24 protein-coding genes and 1 pseudogene are annotated in these 16,533 nt (G+C 59.2%); 2 read left to right on the top strand and 23 right to left on the bottom strand.

Annotated features, from left to right (window positions below):
- Positions 1-64: 64 nt before the first annotated feature.
- The 23 genes and pseudogenes from NW839_RS04170 to rplC form a co-directional block, all read right to left on the bottom strand.
- The gene (locus tag NW839_RS04170) at positions 65-709 is read right to left on the bottom strand and encodes an alpha/beta fold hydrolase (RefSeq protein ID WP_414349589.1); all 645 of its coding nucleotides are present in this window, start codon (positions 707-709) and stop codon (positions 65-67) included.
- A 23-nt stretch (positions 710-732) separates the two neighbouring features.
- Positions 733-957 (bottom strand): translation initiation factor IF-1, encoded by a 225-nt coding sequence (infA, locus tag NW839_RS04165; protein WP_011434173.1) that lies wholly within the window; start codon positions 955-957, stop codon positions 733-735.
- A gap of 130 nt (positions 958-1,087) precedes the next feature.
- The gene (gene map / locus NW839_RS04160; protein ID WP_414349590.1) at positions 1,088-1,861 is read right to left on the bottom strand and encodes a type I methionyl aminopeptidase; all 774 of its coding nucleotides are present in this window, start codon (positions 1,859-1,861) and stop codon (positions 1,088-1,090) included.
- Positions 1,862-1,899: 38 nt separating this feature from the next.
- Positions 1,900-2,481 carry an adenylate kinase gene (locus NW839_RS04155; protein ID WP_011434171.1) on the bottom strand — a complete coding sequence of 194 codons (582 nt, stop codon included), beginning with the start codon at positions 2,479-2,481 and terminating at the stop codon, positions 1,900-1,902.
- On the bottom strand, positions 2,481-3,779 hold the full coding sequence (gene secY / locus NW839_RS04150) for a preprotein translocase subunit SecY (protein WP_414349591.1): 1,299 nt from the start codon (positions 3,777-3,779) through the stop codon (positions 2,481-2,483). The genes NW839_RS04155 and secY overlap by 1 nt, the downstream gene beginning before the upstream one ends.
- A 152-nt stretch (positions 3,780-3,931) precedes the next feature.
- The gene (rplO, locus tag NW839_RS04145; protein ID WP_414349592.1) at positions 3,932-4,384 is read right to left on the bottom strand and encodes a 50S ribosomal protein L15; all 453 of its coding nucleotides are present in this window, start codon (positions 4,382-4,384) and stop codon (positions 3,932-3,934) included.
- 38 nt (positions 4,385-4,422) lie between these two features.
- Positions 4,423-4,959, bottom strand: coding sequence for a 30S ribosomal protein S5 (rpsE, locus tag NW839_RS04140; protein WP_414344276.1), 537 nt, complete (start codon positions 4,957-4,959; stop codon positions 4,423-4,425).
- Positions 4,960-4,977: 18 nt separating this feature from the next.
- Positions 4,978-5,346, bottom strand: coding sequence for a 50S ribosomal protein L18 (rplR, locus tag NW839_RS04135; protein ID WP_414349593.1), 369 nt, complete (start codon positions 5,344-5,346; stop codon positions 4,978-4,980).
- A gap of 7 nt (positions 5,347-5,353) precedes the next feature.
- Complete coding sequence (gene rplF / locus NW839_RS04130; protein ID WP_011434166.1) at positions 5,354-5,899, bottom strand: 50S ribosomal protein L6; 546 nt, start codon at positions 5,897-5,899, stop codon at positions 5,354-5,356.
- 33 nt (positions 5,900-5,932) lie between these two features.
- Positions 5,933-6,343 carry a 30S ribosomal protein S8 gene (gene rpsH / locus NW839_RS04125; protein ID WP_011434165.1) on the bottom strand — a complete coding sequence of 137 codons (411 nt, stop codon included), beginning with the start codon at positions 6,341-6,343 and terminating at the stop codon, positions 5,933-5,935.
- A gap of 59 nt (positions 6,344-6,402) precedes the next feature.
- Positions 6,403-6,945, bottom strand: a complete 543-nt coding sequence (gene rplE, locus NW839_RS04120; RefSeq protein WP_414328930.1) for a 50S ribosomal protein L5 — start codon at positions 6,943-6,945, stop codon at positions 6,403-6,405.
- A 66-nt stretch (positions 6,946-7,011) separates the two neighbouring features.
- The gene (gene rplX / locus NW839_RS04115) at positions 7,012-7,410 is read right to left on the bottom strand and encodes a 50S ribosomal protein L24 (RefSeq protein ID WP_414349594.1); all 399 of its coding nucleotides are present in this window, start codon (positions 7,408-7,410) and stop codon (positions 7,012-7,014) included.
- Positions 7,410-7,778 carry a 50S ribosomal protein L14 gene (gene rplN / locus NW839_RS04110; protein ID WP_011434162.1) on the bottom strand — a complete coding sequence of 123 codons (369 nt, stop codon included), beginning with the start codon at positions 7,776-7,778 and terminating at the stop codon, positions 7,410-7,412. The genes rplX and rplN overlap by 1 nt, the downstream gene beginning before the upstream one ends.
- Positions 7,775-8,026 carry a 30S ribosomal protein S17 gene (gene rpsQ, locus NW839_RS04105; RefSeq protein ID WP_011434161.1) on the bottom strand — a complete coding sequence of 84 codons (252 nt, stop codon included), beginning with the start codon at positions 8,024-8,026 and terminating at the stop codon, positions 7,775-7,777. The genes rplN and rpsQ overlap by 4 nt, the downstream gene beginning before the upstream one ends.
- Positions 8,026-8,247 carry a 50S ribosomal protein L29 gene (rpmC, locus tag NW839_RS04100; protein WP_011434160.1) on the bottom strand — a complete coding sequence of 74 codons (222 nt, stop codon included), beginning with the start codon at positions 8,245-8,247 and terminating at the stop codon, positions 8,026-8,028. The genes rpsQ and rpmC overlap by 1 nt, the downstream gene beginning before the upstream one ends.
- A 13-nt stretch (positions 8,248-8,260) precedes the next feature.
- Complete coding sequence (gene rplP, locus NW839_RS04095) at positions 8,261-8,728, bottom strand: 50S ribosomal protein L16 (protein WP_011434159.1); 468 nt, start codon at positions 8,726-8,728, stop codon at positions 8,261-8,263.
- A gap of 55 nt (positions 8,729-8,783) precedes the next feature.
- Positions 8,784-9,554 carry a 30S ribosomal protein S3 gene (gene rpsC / locus NW839_RS04090; protein ID WP_011434158.1) on the bottom strand — a complete coding sequence of 257 codons (771 nt, stop codon included), beginning with the start codon at positions 9,552-9,554 and terminating at the stop codon, positions 8,784-8,786.
- 42 nt (positions 9,555-9,596) lie between these two features.
- Positions 9,597-9,971 carry a 50S ribosomal protein L22 gene (rplV, locus tag NW839_RS04085; protein WP_011434157.1) on the bottom strand — a complete coding sequence of 125 codons (375 nt, stop codon included), beginning with the start codon at positions 9,969-9,971 and terminating at the stop codon, positions 9,597-9,599.
- A 44-nt stretch (positions 9,972-10,015) separates the two neighbouring features.
- Complete coding sequence (rpsS, locus tag NW839_RS04080; protein WP_414331934.1) at positions 10,016-10,297, bottom strand: 30S ribosomal protein S19; 282 nt, start codon at positions 10,295-10,297, stop codon at positions 10,016-10,018.
- A gap of 66 nt (positions 10,298-10,363) precedes the next feature.
- A complete protein-coding gene (gene rplB / locus NW839_RS04075; protein ID WP_414349595.1) occupies positions 10,364-11,248 on the bottom strand; it encodes a 50S ribosomal protein L2 in 885 nt (294 codons plus the stop codon).
- A 49-nt stretch (positions 11,249-11,297) separates the two neighbouring features.
- Positions 11,298-11,597: a 50S ribosomal protein L23 gene (locus tag NW839_RS04070; protein ID WP_414330452.1), complete on the bottom strand. Its 300-nt coding sequence runs from the start codon at positions 11,595-11,597 to the stop codon at positions 11,298-11,300.
- A gap of 316 nt (positions 11,598-11,913) precedes the next feature.
- Positions 11,914-12,540 (bottom strand): annotated as a pseudogene (gene rplD, locus NW839_RS04065) (50S ribosomal protein L4); the annotation flags it as partial.
- 51 nt (positions 12,541-12,591) lie between these two features.
- Positions 12,592-13,236 (bottom strand): 50S ribosomal protein L3, encoded by a 645-nt coding sequence (rplC, locus tag NW839_RS04060; RefSeq protein ID WP_414349597.1) that lies wholly within the window; start codon positions 13,234-13,236, stop codon positions 12,592-12,594.
- Positions 13,237-13,706: 470 nt separating this feature from the next.
- Here rplC and NW839_RS04055 point away from each other — a divergent pair, with 470 nt between their 5' ends.
- Positions 13,707-15,719: a hypothetical protein gene (locus tag NW839_RS04055; protein WP_414349598.1), complete on the top strand. Its 2,013-nt coding sequence runs from the start codon at positions 13,707-13,709 to the stop codon at positions 15,717-15,719.
- 68 nt (positions 15,720-15,787) lie between these two features.
- Complete coding sequence (locus NW839_RS04050; protein ID WP_414344290.1) at positions 15,788-16,528, top strand: hypothetical protein; 741 nt, start codon at positions 15,788-15,790, stop codon at positions 16,526-16,528.
- Positions 16,529-16,533 lie beyond the last annotated feature (5 nt).

Here is a 16,533-nt window from a genome sequence, read left to right as displayed (position 1 = left end):
ACAAACAGAATGCTATCGCTGCATAGTTGAACAGTGATGTTCAGCAGTGTTCAGCGTAAATGTATCAGAACAAGCTCTGCTCTGTAAACAAGCGTACACTCCAGGGGGCGGTGATGCCGTTGTAGAAAGCCAACCCCAAAACGGGCAGGCTGAGAAATCCATAGGCAATCTGAGCCAAAGGGATCCCGAGGGCATCGGGGATGAGGCTGTTGTCTCCCAGAGGGGCGATGAGCAGCAGCTTCTGCCAATGGTGGGGTTGTAGACGGGCCGAGCGCAGCGCAAACCCTGCCGAGAGGGAATTGGCAATGACGTGACACGGTCGCCCGATCACCTGCTGGACAAAATCCCCGATCATCTCGGCATAGAGGCTGCCGGTGTACTTCAAATCTGGACGTTCTGAGTTGCCCCACCCCAACAAATCCAGAGCATAGACTTGATAGTGCTGCCCCAGCTCCGCCATAATGGCACGAAACTCATAGCTGGAGGAGCCTGCCCCAATGCCGTGCACCAGCAACAACGGCTGGCCGGATCCCATGACCTTGTAAAACAGGCGATGACCCCGCCAGAAGTGGTGCCTTTCCTCTCCCGGCAACAGGCTCTGCAGAGGTTGAGTTTGGGAAGAGATCCAAGCGTTGAGAACGGCTAGAGCACCCAAGCCGCCGACTGTAGCCCAGAGGCTGGTCTTGAGAACTTGGCTCAGCTCCTTCATGCTCAGCAGCCCGGCTGGGGAACTTACTTTTTCTTAAGGCGGTAGGTGATGCGCCCTTTGTTGAGGTCATAGGGGCTCAGCTCCACCTTAACCCGGTCGCCGGGCAAGATCTTGATGTAGTTGCGGCGAATTTTGCCGGAGATATGAGCGAGCACGTTGAAGCCGTTGTCCAGATCCACTCGGAACATGGCGTTGGGCAGGGATTCCGTAACAACCCCCTCCATTTCAATGGCATCTTCCTTAGACAATGAGCCCTCCCAAAAACGACATAACAAACAACAGAACAATCCACAGCCGCGACGACACGCGCTGTTAAGAAATGAAAATATACTCCATCTCTTCTATCCTAACCGTTGCAGTCCTTCATCAGGGGATCCCTTAGGACTGAAAAGGCGTGCGATCGGTCAAAATTTCTGCTCCAGACTCGGTAACCAAGACCGTGTGCTCAAACTGAGCCGACCAAGAGCCATCCACCGTGACCACCGTCCACTGGTCTGGCAACACTCGGGTTGCCTCTCCCCCCGCATTCACCATCGGCTCAATGGCCACCGTCATGCCGGAGCGCAGCTTGGGATTGGGCAGATCGCGGGTGCGATAGTTGGGAAATTGCGGCTCCTCGTGCAGGTTGCGCCCCACCCCGTGGCCGACATACTGCTTCACCACCGAGTAGCCCCGCCCCTCGATGTAATCTTCAATGGCACCTGAGACATCCTGAAGCCAAACGCCGTGGCGCACGTGGTCGATGCCCGTCTGCAGGGCCTTGGCCGCTGTATCGATCAGATCCCGGGCTGCGTCGCTCAGGGGTTCCAGGCCGATGGTGATACAGGAATCCGCATGCCAGCCCTCGACGATGGCACCAAAATCCACTTTGACCACATCTCCCGGCTGCACCACTTTACGGGGACTGGGGATCCCGTGCACCACCTCATGGTTGACACTGACACAAACGCAGGCGGGAAAGCCGTAGTAGCCCTTGAAACTGGGCAAAGCATTGAGTTGGGCCACCCGTCTCTCAGCATAGGTATCGATATCTGCCGTAGTCCAGCCCGGCTCTAGGCGCTCCGCGATCTCCTGCAATACTTGGGCCACCACCCGACCGGCCCGCCGCATTTTCTCCACTTCGCGGCGAGATTTGATCTCAATAAGCTGCATGCCCCGCCGCTGGGAGGGATTTCCAGCTCCTGCTCTGATCACGCCGTCCTCCTGAAGCCTTCCAAAAGAGCCTGCAGATGTTCCTGTACGGATTCCATCGGCTGGTTGCCGTTGACCCGCTGCAAGCGCCCCTTGGCCTCATAAAAATCAATTAGGGGAGCCGTCTGCTGCCGATAGACCTCCAGACGCTTGAGAATCACCGACCGATCCGCATCATCGCTGCGCCCCTGTTCCTTGCCCCGGGCCAGCAGCCGGGCCACCACCACCTCATCCGGCACCTCCAAGTTGAGGACGTAGTCATAATCTTGGCCCAGCTCTTGCAGCAGCTCTTCCAAGGCCTCTGCCTGGGCTAAGGTGCGAGGAAATCCATCTAGGATCCAGCCCTGCTCTGGAGATTGCTGCAACTGCCCCTTCACCATTCCGATCAGCACCTCGTCGGGCACCAGCTCTCCCGCATCCATGTAAACCTTGGCCTGGCACCCCAGGGGCGTTTGGGCTTTCACCTCGGCCCGCAACAGATCGCCTGTGGAAATTTTGGGCGTGTGGTAAATGGCCGCCAGCCGCTCCGCCTGTGTACCTTTGCCCGCCCCCGGCGGCCCCAGAAAGATCAACCTCGGCACTACTGTTTGACCATCCCTTCGTAGCGTTGTGAGATGACATAAGTCTGGATCTGCTTGGAGGTCTCAATCGCCACCCCCACCAAAATCAGCAGCGAGGTCGCCCCCAAACCTTGGAAAGTGGTGATGCCGGTTGCCCGTTCCACCGTCGTCGGGATGATGGCCACCGCGCACAGGAACAAAGCCCCCAGCAGCGTCAGCCGGTTGAGGATCCCTTCGACATACTCAGCAGTGGCCTTGCCCGGGCGTACCCCTGGAATGCTGGCTCCCATCTTCTTCAAGTTTTGAGCCAGATCCACCGGGTTGATGAGCAAAGAGGTGTAGAAGTAGCTGAAAAAGAGGATCAGCACGAAATAGAAGGGAATGTAGAACCAGGAGGTGGGGGATAGGAAGTTGGCCACCTGCACCAAGGTCGGGTTTTGGGTGTACTGGGCCAAGGCCAAAGGCAGAGACATCACCGAGTAGGCGAAGATGATCGGCATCACCCCCCCCTGGTTCAGCCTCAGGGGCAGATAGCTTTTCTGCTCGTGGAACAGCTTGTTGCCCACCTGGCGCTTGGCGTAGACGATCGGGATCTTGCGGCTGCCTTCTTGGACAAAGACAATGCCGACAATGGTGGCCAAAAAGATTGCCAGCAACAGCAAGATGCCACCGATGGTGCTGCTATCGGCACGGGCCAGGCTAATAGTCTGTCCGAGGGCACGGGGCAGAGTGGCAACAATGTTGACGAAGATCAAGAGCGAAGGGCCACTTCCCACCCCCTTCTCCGTGATCATCTCTCCCAGCCACATCACAAACATGGATCCTGCCGCCAGAGCCAAGGTGGTGGAGGCCATGAAGGCCAACTCATTGGTGGTACTGGCAAACTCCCGCACCCAAAAGGAAATGCCAATGCCCTGGATGATGGCCCAAACCAAGGTGACATAGCGGGTGTATTGAGAAATCTGCCGCCGCCCCTGTTCTCCCTCGTTTTTCTGCAGGTTCTCCAAGGCTGGAATGGCCGAGACCAGCAACTGCATGATAATTGAGGCATTGATGAAGGGCAGGATCCCAAGGGCGAAAATTCCCAAAGCAGAAATCCCCCCGCCGGAGAAGACATCCAGCAAGCCAAACACAGGGCTGTTGGCAGCTTCGGCAGCAAAGCGGGCCCGATCGATACTGGGAATGGGGATGTAAATGCCCAGTCTGACCAACAGCAGCAAGCCCAAGGTGAGAAACAGACGGCTGCGCAGGCCAGAGGCCATAGCCATCTGCATAAAGGTCTCTTGGGCAGAGGGGGCGGAACCTCGTGTGTCAACCATAGGGAAGAGAATCTCGCGGGAGCAAAGGGCAAGGTTAGCTATCTACCACTCTACGCTGCTGGTGGAGCAGTCGGCAAAATCAAAGCAAAATCAAAAAAGTGCAACTCAGCGCCACCCGGCAGAAGCCGGCCAGAGCAACGGGAAGGGGCGGTCTAGGATCCCAAGATTTCCACCCGACCTCCGGCTGCCTCGATCTTGGCTTTGGCTGAAGCGGTAATAGCCGCCGCCCTGATCGTCAGGGGCACGCTGACTTCCCCATCTCCCAAGATCTTCAGCGGGCCATCGTTGGTGGTGACGATCCCTCGTTCCATCAGGCTTTCCAGGCTGACCTCGCTGCCGGCAGGCAGATCCGCCAAGGCGCGCAGGTTGACCAGGGTGTATTCCAGACGCCGCGTGTAGCGGGGGAAATGCTTAAGCTTGGGCAAACGCCGGTAGAGGGGAGTCTGCCCCCCTTCAAAGCCGGGTCGTGTACCACCCCCCTTGCGGGCCTTTTGCCCCCGCATCCCCTTGCCACAGGAGGCCCCCTGCCCGGCAGAAACGCCACGACCTAGCCGCCGCCGCCGCCGCGTCGAACCTGCTTGAGGCCGAATGTCTTCCAGTCGCATGTCTACCTCTAGCTCACTTGCTCAATATCACCTGTCCATCACTTGCCCAATAGGCGGCGCACATCGATGTCTCGGTCTTGGGCCACCTGCTTAAAGGTACGCATCCGCCGCAGCGCATCGATGGTAGCACGGGCATTGTTGAGGGGGTTGCTGGATCCCAGTTGCTTGGCCAAGCTGTTGCGTACACCCGCCAGCTCCAGAACGGTGCGGACTGCCCCCCCTGCAATGACTCCTGTGCCAGGAGCTGCTGGCATGACCAAGACAGTGGCACCGCCGCCTGCCCCCTGCATGGGATGGGGTACGGACAAACCTTTGGTGAGGGGCACCTCAATGAGGTGCTTTTTACCGTCCACAACCCCCTTGCGTACTGCTCCAATCACGTCGTTGGCTTTGCCTACGCCAACCCCGACTTGGCCGCGCTCGTTGCCGACCACCACCACAGCGCGGAAGCTCAACTTCTTGCCGCCCTTGACCACCTTGGTGACGCGCCGAATCTGGATGACCCGCTCTTGCCACTCGGTGGGTTGCTCTTCGCGGCTTTTCTTGCTTCTGCGACGTTCCCTCTGCTCAGCCATGTGCTGTGTCCTCAGTAGCTAGAACTGTAACCCTGCTTCTCGGGCAGCTTCTGCCAGGGCTTGAACGCGCCCGTGATAAAGCTTGCCCCCCCGATCGAAAACCACGCGGGAAATGCCCATCTGTAAGGCTCGTTCAGCAACTGAGCGGCCCACCAAGGCAGCCGCTTCTTGAGTAGCCGTCCCGGTTTCTTTGAATTTTTCGCGCAGCTCCGTGTCCAAGGTGGAGGCGGAGGTTAAGGTATGCTGGGCTACATCGTCGATCACCTGGGCGTAGATGTGTCGATGGGAGCGAAACACGGCCAGGCGAGGCCGCTCGGCAGTGCCAAAGACCTTGCGGCGAATGCGTCGATGACGACGTTGGGTGGTGATTTTGCGGCTGGTTTTCATAGGCTATTCACTTCTTCGCTTTCCCCGATTTACCTGCCTTGCGGCGAACTTGTTCCCCTAGATAACGGATCCCTTTCCCCTTGTAGGGCTCCGGAGGCCGGACCGCTCGGATGCGGGCGGCAGTATTGCCCACCAGTTCTTTATCTGTGCCTGAGACAACAATGATGTTGTTTCCCTCAACGGCAATTTGGATGCCGGGGGGAAAGGGGATCTCCACAGGGTGACTGTAGCCGACGTTCAAAACCAACTTGCTGCCTTGGATGGCAGCCCGGTAGCCCACGCCCACCAATTCCAGCCGCCGCTCAAATCCCTTGGACACTCCGTCTACCATGTTGGCGACCAAAGTGCGGCAGAGGCCGTGCAGTTGGCGGGCAGGACGAGAATCGTTGAGACGGCTGACCGTGAGCATCTGAGCGTTTTGCTGGACTGTGATCAAGGGCGGCAAACTGCGGGACAGTTGACCTTTCGGGCCTTTCACTGCAATGTGTTGGCCGTCGATCTGGATCTCCACCTTGGCAGGAAGGGCGATGGGGCGTCTACCGATACGGGACATGGGAAAAACTCCTGACCAGAGAAAACTTAAGGTCTAGTAGACAAGACAGAGGACTTCACCACCAATGCCCTGCTTACGAGCCTCCCGGTCGGTCATGATGCCGTTGGAGGTGGAGATGATGGCGATCCCAATTCCTCCCAGCACTCGGGGCAGCTCTTTGTGGTTGCGGTAAACCCGCAGGCCGGGTCGGCTCACCCGCTTTAAGCCATTGATGATGGGCCTGCAGTTGCGGCCTTTGCCCTTGTACTTCAATCGCAACACCACCCGGGCTTGGATCCCTTCTCCCTCCTCCTTCCATTCGCTGACGAACCCTTCCTCATGAAGAACGCGAGCGATGCTGCGGGTCATGCGGGTGGCCGGAACTGCCACCGACTCGTGCCGAGCCATGGTGGCATTGCGAATGCGGGTGAGCATATCGGCGATCGTGTCGTTGGTGTGGGCCATCGGTGGGTCAGTGCTCCTCGGAAGATCGATGCAGATCAAGAAAAGTCAGGGTGGGCAACCTAGGAGGCAAAGGGCATGCCAAACGCTTTGAGCAGGGCACGGCCCTCTTCGTCGGTTTTAGCAGTGGTCACAATTGAAATATCCATACCTCGCAACTGATCTACAGAGTCATAGTTGATTTCGGGAAAAATCAGTTGTTCGCGGATGCCCAGGGTGTAGTTGCCTCGTCCATCAAAGGCTTTGGGGCTGACGCCGCGGAAGTCACGGATACGGGGCAGAGCAATGTTGATCAGGCGATCCAAAAACGCATACATGCGCTCCCGCCGTAGGGTTACCATCAGGCCAACCGGCATGCCCTTGCGAATCTTGAAGCTGGCAATTGCCTTTTTGGCGCGGGTGATCACCGGACGCTGACCGGTGATGGCGCTGATCTCGGCAATGGAGGATTCCAGAGCCTTGGCATTTTGGGAAGCTTCCCCCAAGCCGCGGTTGATCACGATCTTCTCCAGGCGGGGCACCTGGTGGATGTTGGTGTAGCCCAACTCCTTTTGCAGCTTGGGGACGATGACGGTGTTGTAGTGGATTTGCAGACGCTGGGGCATGGTGGCTTCTCCTTGTGGCTCTGGGCTGGGTCAGAGCCAAACCAATGGTGGAAAGGGATCAAAAGCTTAGTCGAGAATCTCACCCGTTTTCTTAAGGACGCGAACCTTGCGACCATCGGCGGTGATTTGATAGCCGATACGGCTGGCCACCTCCTGCTTCTTGGAATAGGCCATCACTTTGCAGACGGGAATGGGAGCTTCCTTGGTCTCAATTCGGCCACTTTCCCCTTCTCGCTGGGGTTTACGGTGGTAGGTAACAATGTTAACCCCTTCCACCAAAACCATGTTGCGCTCGGGAAAAACGCGCAGCACCTCGCCGATTTTGCCTTTGTCATCGCCGGAGATCACCTGCACGGTATCCCCTTGCTTGATACACATTTTGTAGCGCAGGCTGTTGCGGTGCTTGCGAATGCCGGGGCGCCGAACTAGGCGCTGAATTTGGCTGGGTTTGAGGGGGCGAACCATCAGAGTACCTCCGGGGCCAGGGAGATGATCTTGGTGAAGTTTTTCTCCCGCAGCTCGCGGGCTACAGGGCCGAAAACACGAGTTCCACGGGGATTGCCATCATTGTTGATGATCACGGCAGCATTGTCGTCGAAGCGGATGCACATGCCGTCAGGGCGACGTACCGTATCGACGGTGCGGATAACAACGGCCTTGACAACATCGGATTTTTTGACGGGCATGTTGGGCAGGGCATCCTTGACGACACCAATGATCACATCGCCCAAGCTGGCGTAGCGACGGCCACTGCTGCCCAGCACGCGAATACACATCATCTTGCGAGCACCGGTGTTGTCGGCCACCGTCAGCATAGTTTGCTGCTGAATCATAGTTTCTTCACCTCCCTCAGGATTTCGGCAACTTGCCAACGCTTGGTGCGGCTAAGGGGACGGGTTTCCGTGATGCGCACCAGATCCCCTTCTTGACAGCGGTTTTCCTCGTCGTGGGCCTTAAACTTCTTGGTCTTGACGACGATCTTGCCGTACTTCGGGTGAGCGACCCGATTTTCTACGGCAACAACCACCGTTTTTTGCATCTTGTTGCTGACCACAATGCCAATCTTCTCCCGAACAGCCATTACTCCTCCTTGGTTGGGCGTTTGCCCCGCTTACGCTCTCCCTCCACAGTTAGTAGTTGCGCCAGCTTGTGTTTGCGCAGCCGGATGAGATGGGGCTGGTTCAACTGCCGCGTGGCCTGCTGCAAACGCAGCTCAAACAGCTCTTTCTTGACGGCGTAGATTTCGTTGCTCAGCTCTTCATCCGATAGGGCACGGGCATCAGCAATTTTGGGCATGGGCATGGCTGAACTCTCCTCATACACTGCTGGTGGCCACCTCTGAAGCCGTTGCCTGGGCGGGCTCTGGCTTTTCAAAGTCGGCTTTGGTTACAAACTTGACCTTAATGGGCAGCTTCTGGGCGGCAAGGCGCATGGCCTCGCGGGCGATGGGCTCTGCCACTCCCCCCATTTCGAAGAGGATACGGCCCGGCTTGACGACACAAACCCAGTACTCAGGGTTGCCTTTGCCGGATCCCATGCGGGTTTCAGCAGCTCGCTGAGTAACGGGCTTGTCGGGAAAGATGCGAATCCAGATTTGGCCACCCCGCCGAACATAGCGGGTCATGGCCCGACGGCTGGCCTCGATCTGTCGAGCTGTAATCCAGGCGGGTTCTAGGGCCACAAGGCCGTATTCCCCAAAGTTGATGCGGTTGCCACGGGTCGCTTTGCCTTTCATGCGCCCGCGCTGCTGCTTGCGGTATTTGGTGCGTTTGGGGCTTAACATGGCCGTTCCTTAAGTCAACTGCGATAGGGATCCCTGGACGTTCCGGTGTTGGCCCTCAGGCCTCCTGAGCCGAGCGATCTTCGAAGGTGGGCCGCCGCCGCTGCTGCCGACGTTTGGGCTGTTGCAGGGGAAACTTCTGTTCGTGGCGTTCCTGCCCGGGCAGAACTTCCCCTTTGAAGACCCAGACCTTGACCCCAATGATGCCGAAAGTGGTGTGGGCGAGGTGCTCGGCGTAGTCGATGTCGGCCCGCAAAGTATGCAAAGGGATCCGCCCCTCCCGCGTCCATTCGGTGCGGGCAATCTCGGCCCCGTTCAGACGCCCGGCAATTTGGATTTTGATCCCTTGTACGCCTGCCCGCTGGGCCCGTTGGATCACCTGGCGCACGATGCGGCGAAAGGCAATCCGCCGTTCCAACTGTTGGGCAATGTTTTCCGCCAACAAGGTCGCCTCGGCATCGGCACGGGTGACCTCTACTACATTGATGCGAATGGTTCGCTCGCCACCACCTCGTGAACCAGGGCTTTGTCCCGCTAGCGCGGACAGCTCTTTCTGTAGACCTTGGCGCAAAGTCTCTAGGCTGGATCCGCCCCGACCCACAACTACCCCAGGGCGAGCAGCCCGGATCTCCAGGTCAATTTGATCCGCTTTGCGCTCGATTTGGATATCGGCCAAACCAGCACTGCTCAGTTGCTTGGTCAGGTAGGTGCGAATCTGGTCGTCCTCCTGTAACAAGGCTGGGTAGCGGGCTGGATCGGCAAACCAGCGGCTGCGATGCTCCTTAATCACGCCGAGGCGGAAACCGGTGGGGTGGATCTTCTGTCCCATGGTGGTGTCGGTTGAAGGGTAAAGGGCTAGAAATACAGGAGGTTAAGAGGCCGTCGCCGCTTCAGCTTCCTCTATGGGCCGGACGGCGATGGTGATGTGACAGGTGCGCTTGCGAATGGGGTAGGCCCGCCCTTGGGCGCGGGGGCGAAACCGTTTCAGGACGGGCCCCTGATCAGCATAGGCCTGGCTGATCACCAGATCCCGGGGATCCAAGCCGTTGTTGTGCTCTGCGTTGGCCACCGCCGAGCGCAGCACCTTACGAACCGGCTCACAGGCAGCGTAGGGCATGAACTCCAAAAGAATCAGGGCATCGGCATAGGTGCGCCCACGGATCTGATCCAACACCCGCCGCACTTTAAAGGGGGACATGCGGATATAGCGGGCTACCGCTTTAACCTCAGGGGATGAATCAGCCATGGCGCTCTCCCTCCTGCTCAATACTGTCCTACTCGTTGTTTATCTCAACGGCGGGCGGCTTTTTTGTCGCTACCCGCGTGGCCACGGAAGGTACGGGTGGGGACAAATTCCCCCAGCTTGTGACCCACCATCTGGTCAGTGATGTAGATGGGCACATGTTGCTTGCCGTTGTGAACGGCGATGGTGTGGCCGATCATGACCGGCAAGATGGTGCTGGCCCGCGACCAAGTCTTGATCATGTGCTTCTCGTTGCGCTCGTTCATCTTCTCCACCTTGAGAAGCAGCTTGGCATCCACAAAGGGGCCTTTTTTCAGCGAACGTCCCATAAGAACCTCAACCGTTTGATAAGCAATTCACTGTCGAAAAAGCTTCGGGGAGCGAATGGCCAGCGGCTACTGAGCAGCCCTTCCGCCCTTGTCTCGACGGCCCCCGCGACGACGACCGCGCACGATGAACTTGCTGCTGGGCTTGTTGCGTTTGCGGGTCTTGTACCCCAGGGTGGGCTTGCCCCAAGGGGTGACAGGGGTACTGCGGCCTATGGGGGCTCGCCCTTCCCCGCCGCCATGGGGATGATCCACAGGGTTCATCACCGAGCCACGCACCTTGGGACGGCGCCCCAACCAACGGCTACGACCCGCCTTGCCCAGGCTGATGTTGTTGTGGTCAACGTTGCCCAGTTGGCCGATGGTGGCGTAGCACTCGCCGCGGATCATGCGGACTTCGCCGGAGGGCAGCTTGAGGGAGACATATTTGCCTTCTCTGGCCACCACTTGAGCGCCAGCCCCGGCGGCGCGAACGATCTGCCCGCCGCGACCGGGATACAGCTCCACATTGTGAACCACCGTTCCCAAGGGGATCCGCTCCAGGGGCATGGCATTGCCGATCTCAAAGGGGGCCTCTGGCCCGGCCATGATGGTGGATCCCACCTGTAGGTTGCGGGGAGCGAGGATGTAGCGTTTCTCGCCGTCTTCGTATTCCACCAGGCAGATGTGGGCGCTACGGTTGGGATCGTACTCCACAGTTTTGACGGTCGCCGGGATCCCCCGCTTGTCGCGACGGAAGTCGATGATGCGGTAAAGCCGCTTGTGGCCACCACCGCGGTGCCGGCAGGTGATGACGCCACGGTTGTTGCGCCCTTTCTTGCGGTGAATAAATTGCAGCAGCGACTTTTCCGGTCTGGGCCGCTTGCCGTTCTCGTCACGGGACAGCTCCTCGAAGTCAGAGACCGTCATGTGACGGGTGCTGGGGGTGTAGGGTCGGAGAGTACGAATGCCCATGGCTCAGGTAGGGGTGGGGGACGGGACAACAACAGCTCAAAAGGGGCGTTCAGGTGTCCGGGAAGAGGGTGATGGAATCTCCCTCCGCCAAGGTCACGATGGCTCGCTTGGGACGGGTGCGGTAGCCCACAAAGCGGCCCACCCGCCGTTGCTTGCGCGGGAGCTTCAGGGTGTTGACGGAAGTAACTCGCACGCGGAACATTTCTTCGACGGCAGCTCGGATGAGCGGCTTGGTGGCGGTGGGCAGCACTTCAAAGACATATTTGCGCTGCTCCATCAAGGCGGTTGCCTTTTCGGTGATGACGGGGCGCAACAGGACGTCGGCCAGGATCCGCTTGCTCTCAGTCATCGCTTTCCTCCTCTGCTGGGGCTGCTTCGGCCTCTTCTACCGTTGACGGCTCTGCTCCTTGAGCCAGTTCTTCTGCTGGATCTTGGGGCTCTTCGGTTTGCTCTTCTGGCCCCTGCGGATCTGCTGGACGTCCTTGGAGGGCAGCTTGGTTTTCCTGGGCCTCAGGTTGGGCTGGGGTTTGCTCTGCTTCCTCGTGTTCGCTTTCTGGAACGGCCTGATCTTCCGGCCCATCTCCGGGCAGGGCCTGATCTTCGGCTATGTCGGCCTGAGGTGCATCCTCAGAGGGAGTCTCCAGAACTGCCGGCGCAGCGTCGGATCCCCAACGGGCCTTGAGCTGCTCTAGGGCAGAAACGGTGATCAGCACCCAATCGACGTTGAGCAGATCGAAAACGTTGATCTGATCCAGGCCGATCAGCTTAACGCGGGCGATGTTGCGCACAGCCCGCTCTACGGCTTCCGAGCGTTCGGCAACGATGAGCAGAGCCGATTGATCTTCCATCACCCCCCAGCGCAGCAAAGCCTGGGCCACAGCACGGGTTTTGGGCGGGTTGAGCTGCTCCTGGAAATCCTCCACGACGATCAGGTCTTCCACCCGACTTTGCAGAGCGGTGCGCAGGGCCAGTTGCCGTTCTTTGCGGTTCATGGCCAGGTTGTATTCCCGCTTGCGGGGGCCGAAGATCACCCCCCCTTTGCGCCAAAGTGGGGAGCGGATGGAGCCGGCACGGGCCCGACCGGTGCCTTTCTGCTTCCAAGGCTTGCGACCGCCGCCGCGCACCTCAGCTCGGGTCTTGGTGTGGGCGTTGCCCTGACGAGCATTGGTCATCTGCCGGCGCAGTGCCAGATAGAGGATGTGGGCGGCTGTTTCGGGACGAGCAACTTTAAGGCTCAGCTCCGCGCTGCCCACCGTTTCCCCTTGCCAATTTTTCACCACACAACTTGCCATGGTTTCCTCGTCTTTGCGGATGCGGGTCAGCCTTTGCCAGGGATCCCTCCCCTAACGCTTGTTGCCCACCTGCTTGGCAGGGGTGATCTCCAGCAGCCCTCCTTCTACGCCGGGCACGCAGCCCTTGATCACCAACAGATCCCGCTCCGGATCCACCTGCACCAACTGCAATTTGCGGGTGGTGACTCGGCCACCTCCCAGCCGCCCCGCCATGCGCATCCCCGGAAACACGCGGCCTGGGGTTGTACCGGCGCCAATGGAGCCCGGTCGGCGGTGGTTTTTGGAGCCGTGGGACATGGGGCCACGACCGAAGTGGTGGCGCTTTTGATAGCCGGCAAACCCTCGCCCGATGGAGGTACCTGCCACATCCACCAACTGGCCGGGGGAAAACATCTCGACGGTAATTTTCTGCCCCAATTGGTAAGCTTCCGGCTGATCAACGCGAAACTCTCGCAGGTGGCGCAGCAGCTCTGTCACCCCTGCTTTGGTGAGGTGGCCCCGCTGCGCCCGCGTGAGATGCTTTTCAGTGGTGGGCAAGTAGCCCAACTGAATGGCGTTGTAGCCATCTGTGGCTTGGGTTTTGATCTGGGTCACGGTGCAAGGCCCCGCCTGCACGACAGTGACCGGAATGGCCAGCCCTTCTGGAGAGAAGATCTGGGTCATGCCGACTTTTCTTCCGAGGATGCCAAGTGCCACAAGAACCTCCAATCGAGCCTGCACGACTCGTTTTCATCAACTGAGAGCCAGCTCACTCCGACAATCGGCTAGCCGTTCGCGAAGCGGGCCGTAGGCCAATGGCTCAGTTAGCCGGATGGATAGGCATACAGCAATAGCGTGGCAGCAGGAAGCTCAAGACAAAGCTGAGTCTGCCGGCTGAGGCGAAAGAGCAAGGTAGGGATACCCCGAGGCCAAGTTCAGCGCCGGCAACGCTGAGCCTTTTGCTTAGTTCACCCCCAAAGCTGCACGCCAAACTGCTTTTGTTGAGAGCTGCTCAGACTTACCTGCTAAAGAGGCAGTATCTGGTGTAGCAGCGCGCCGGGTCGCCAAAGCGGATGGACTCAGTTGGCAACGGAAAACAATCATAATGAAGCGAAGGCCCGTTTGTCCAGACTTTTGCTGAGAAAATGGGTTGGTTGGAGAGGCCGGAGAGGGTAAGGGCAGCTCAAGTGGAAGAAAAGAGCCATTGGCGGGGGAAGCCATCTCCCTTCAAAAGTGTGATGGGCTGGGCAGGCAGTGGGCTGACCCAGGCTTGTGTGGATCACTATCGAAGTTTGTTGCAGGCGGGAGCCGATCCGGGCCGGGTCTTATTTTTGGTGCGGAGTCAACGGCAAGCGGATGAGGTGCTGCGGCGCTTGCAGCAGTCCAGTTCGGGCTTGGTGGGGCCGTGGCGGATCGAAACGTTCTTGCAGCGGGTGGGACGCTCGTTGGCCGATCATTGGCCACAGGTGTGTGAGCGTGTCCCCCAGTTGCCACGCTCGTTGGAGCCGATCCCCTTGGCCAAAGATCTCACTCAATTTCTCTGCGAACGAGCCTGCGCTTTGTGCCCTCGGCATGGGGAAGCCTTTGCCGGCGTCGGGCTCAAGGAGTTCCAGATCTGGGATCAGATTAGCAGTGCTGCTTACATTGCGGGGGCTTCGGGTTTGTCGGCAGAAGTGGTGGGATCCCGGCTGGCCAGGGCTTGGCCGGAAGAGGCGGATCCACGGCGGGCAGAGGCCTTACAGGCAATGGGCTGCTGTGTGGGGCGGCTGTGGGAGGCAGCGCTTCGGTTGGGATCCCTGGATTTTGGCCTGCAAATTCGGCTGTTTGGCGAGCACATCCTGCCGCTGGCGGAGTTTTGGCAAGAGTGGGATCACCTGATTGTGGATCAGGCGGAAGACAGTTGCGGGGTGGCGCTGGAGTTTTACCGGCAGGGGCAATCCCATCTGCAAAGTCAATTTTTCAGCTACACCCTTGGTGGTGGGGTTTCCTTGACCGGGATCCCGGAAGCTGTGGCCGACTTCTTGATGGAAAAAACGCAGGTTCAGTTTCTGGAGGGGAGCCATCGCGCTTCAGCAGGCATGATCCGCTTGGGGGTGCAGATTGCGCGGGTGCTGGATCCCCCGTTTTCTCATCCGCTGCCTGAGCCGAAGGGGGGGGAGCTGCCGCTGGTGCAAACGCTGGAGGAAGAGACCCAGTTTGCGGCAGTGGAGGTGATGGTTGCCCAAATTCGCCGGCTTTTGGGGGCCGGGATCCCGGCCCATCGCATTGCTGTTTTGCTGCCCCGTATGGATGTGGGGGTGAGCCTGAGCTTGCAGGAGCAGTTGTCGGAAGTGCCGGTTTTGTCGATTGCCCCCTTCCCGGCGTTGATCCGCTATCCCTTGGTGCGGGCGGTGCTGACGGCAGCAGAATTGGCCCATCCCGAGTGGGGTGCTTTTCCCACTTTGCCGGCTTGGCGGCTGATGTTGAGCTGGGTGCTGGGGCTGGATCCCATCCGGGCGGCTCTGTTGGCCGAAGATACCTGGGATCCGGTGGGGCGTTCTCTGCGTCCCCGAACAGCAGTACGGCAGCCGGAGCGGGTGGGGTTTGCCAACCTGGAGCGCTACCAGCGACTGTTCGATTGGCTGCGCGGCTATCATCCCGGCCCTTCATTGGCCGCTTTCTTCCAGCAGTTTTTTGCCGATCACTTAGCCCCGGCGATTGCTTCCCCTCAGGATCAAGAGCTGCTGCGCGTGTTGATGGAAGCGGCACGGCGGTTTCGCCAGGCCTTCCCCGCCGAAGGGGATCCCGCCTTTTTGGCCATGATCCGCTCGGGACAGACCCCCAGCAGCAGCCGCTTCGAGCCCGACTATTCCCGTTACTTGGTAGTTGCAACTCCGGGGGCCTACATCACTCGGGGTTTGGAGGCGGATTACCAATTTTGGTTTGATATCACCAACCCCAGCTGGTCCCGCTCCCTCTGGCATGTGCTCTACAACAGCCGTGTGCTGACGCCGGAATGGGACGGGGAGGTTTTCGATGCGGCGCGGGATTTACAGGCGCGTCAACAGATTTTGGCCCGCACGCTGCTGAACCTCTGTTGCCGCACTCAGAAGGGGCTGTGGCTGGTGCGCTCCAATTTTAATTATCGCGGCGAGGAGAACACCAGTATTCTGGACTACCTGATTTTGAAGGGGTTGAAGGCCATGGCAACCGCCGGCTAAGGGAGAGCCTATCCTGAAAGGGTGCTGGCAACTCAGGCCTCCAAGAAATCGGGGGATGCACTGCAGGAATGGTCAAAGGCAAGGGTTTTAGAAAAGCGGCGCAGCCGCCCCTCTGGCTGACACGCACCTTGGAGTGGCAGGGCAAAAGGGAAGAAGCACTGGTCCTTTTGGCCAATTGGCTGGCGGATCCCTTCGGCGATGGAGACATGCGCTACGTCTTGCGCCGCCGCCTGCTTTTGCTCTTAGACAGCGGTGCAACCCCCAGCGAGTTGCAAGCTTTTCTCGACCGCCACGGCGAGCATCCTCTGGCCGCCGCCGTCCGCTATGCTCTGGCGGTTCGCTTCGCCCGCGAACACCGCTACGACCTAGCCCTGCAGCTGACGGAAAATCTGGCTTTGGATGCTGTGTTGGATCGCTACCCCTTGCTGGATGGCGGCTACTGGCTGGACGACTGGGATCCCGTGCCCGCCAGCCGCACCCCTCTGCAACCGAAAATCCAGGCCCAACGAGAACGCTGGCGCCAATTGAGCCGTTGGCAAGCCCAATCCACTCCCCAACAACGCTATCAACTGGCCGCCCACTGGGCCGCTGCCGACGGTTGGCGCAATGGGTACCTGTGGCTGTTTAACCAAACCCGTGCCGGTGGCCTGAGTGGGGATGCTGATGGAAGCGGGCCGCCGCAACCAGCTTCCTCCAGTTCTCTATCGGACTATCAGCGGGCCAATCACCATGCTGTAGCAGCAGAGTTACTCGGCTCTGTGCTGGCGGATCCCACCGCCCCTGCCCATCTTCAGGAAGAAAGCCTGTAGCGGCA

It is taken from the genome of Synechococcus sp. R5-15 (genome assembly GCF_047462035.1).
Taxonomy (GTDB): domain Bacteria; phylum Cyanobacteriota; class Cyanobacteriia; order Thermostichales; family Thermostichaceae; genus Thermostichus.
The sequence above is the reverse complement of the archived record's forward strand: the minus strand, read 5'-3'. Positions and strand labels throughout refer to the sequence as shown.

Excerpts from the sequence above, each read along its gene's own strand:
- rpsQ (WP_011434161.1), bottom strand. The coding sequence starts at position 8,026 with ATGGCTGTTCGGGAGAAGATTGGCATTGTGGTCAGCAACAAGATGCAA.
- rplB (WP_414349595.1), bottom strand. The coding sequence starts at position 11,248 with ATGGGCATTCGTACTCTCCGACCCTACACCCCCAGCACCCGTCACATG.
- rplO (WP_414349592.1), bottom strand. The coding sequence starts at position 4,384 with ATGCGACTGGAAGACATTCGGCCTCAAGCAGGTTCGACGCGGCGGCGG.
- rplP (WP_011434159.1), bottom strand. The coding sequence starts at position 8,728 with ATGTTAAGCCCCAAACGCACCAAATACCGCAAGCAGCAGCGCGGGCGC.
- rpsE (WP_414344276.1), bottom strand. The coding sequence starts at position 4,959 with ATGGCTGAGCAGAGGGAACGTCGCAGAAGCAAGAAAAGCCGCGAAGAG.
- NW839_RS04050 (WP_414344290.1), top strand. The coding sequence starts at position 15,788 with ATGGTCAAAGGCAAGGGTTTTAGAAAAGCGGCGCAGCCGCCCCTCTGG.
- rplX (WP_414349594.1), bottom strand. The coding sequence starts at position 7,410 with ATGGTTCGCCCCCTCAAACCCAGCCAAATTCAGCGCCTAGTTCGGCGC.
- rplV (WP_011434157.1), bottom strand. The coding sequence starts at position 9,971 with ATGGCTGATTCATCCCCTGAGGTTAAAGCGGTAGCCCGCTATATCCGC.
- rpsC (WP_011434158.1), bottom strand. The coding sequence starts at position 9,554 with ATGGGACAGAAGATCCACCCCACCGGTTTCCGCCTCGGCGTGATTAAG.
- rplE (WP_414328930.1), bottom strand. The coding sequence starts at position 6,945 with ATGCCCCAGCGTCTGCAAATCCACTACAACACCGTCATCGTCCCCAAG.
- map (WP_414349590.1), bottom strand. The coding sequence starts at position 1,861 with ATGCAGCTTATTGAGATCAAATCTCGCCGCGAAGTGGAGAAAATGCGG.
- NW839_RS04170 (WP_414349589.1), bottom strand. The coding sequence starts at position 709 with ATGAAGGAGCTGAGCCAAGTTCTCAAGACCAGCCTCTGGGCTACAGTC.
- secY (WP_414349591.1), bottom strand. The coding sequence starts at position 3,779 with ATGGTTGACACACGAGGTTCCGCCCCCTCTGCCCAAGAGACCTTTATG.
- rpsH (WP_011434165.1), bottom strand. The coding sequence starts at position 6,343 with ATGGCCCACACCAACGACACGATCGCCGATATGCTCACCCGCATTCGC.
- rplR (WP_414349593.1), bottom strand. The coding sequence starts at position 5,346 with ATGAAAACCAGCCGCAAAATCACCACCCAACGTCGTCATCGACGCATT.
- rplF (WP_011434166.1), bottom strand. The coding sequence starts at position 5,899 with ATGTCCCGTATCGGTAGACGCCCCATCGCCCTTCCTGCCAAGGTGGAG.
- rplN (WP_011434162.1), bottom strand. The coding sequence starts at position 7,778 with ATGATTCAGCAGCAAACTATGCTGACGGTGGCCGACAACACCGGTGCT.
- rpsS (WP_414331934.1), bottom strand. The coding sequence starts at position 10,297 with ATGGGACGTTCGCTGAAAAAAGGCCCCTTTGTGGATGCCAAGCTGCTT.
- rpmC (WP_011434160.1), bottom strand. The coding sequence starts at position 8,247 with ATGCCCATGCCCAAAATTGCTGATGCCCGTGCCCTATCGGATGAAGAG.
- NW839_RS04070 (WP_414330452.1), bottom strand. The coding sequence starts at position 11,597 with ATGACTGAGAGCAAGCGGATCCTGGCCGACGTCCTGTTGCGCCCCGTC.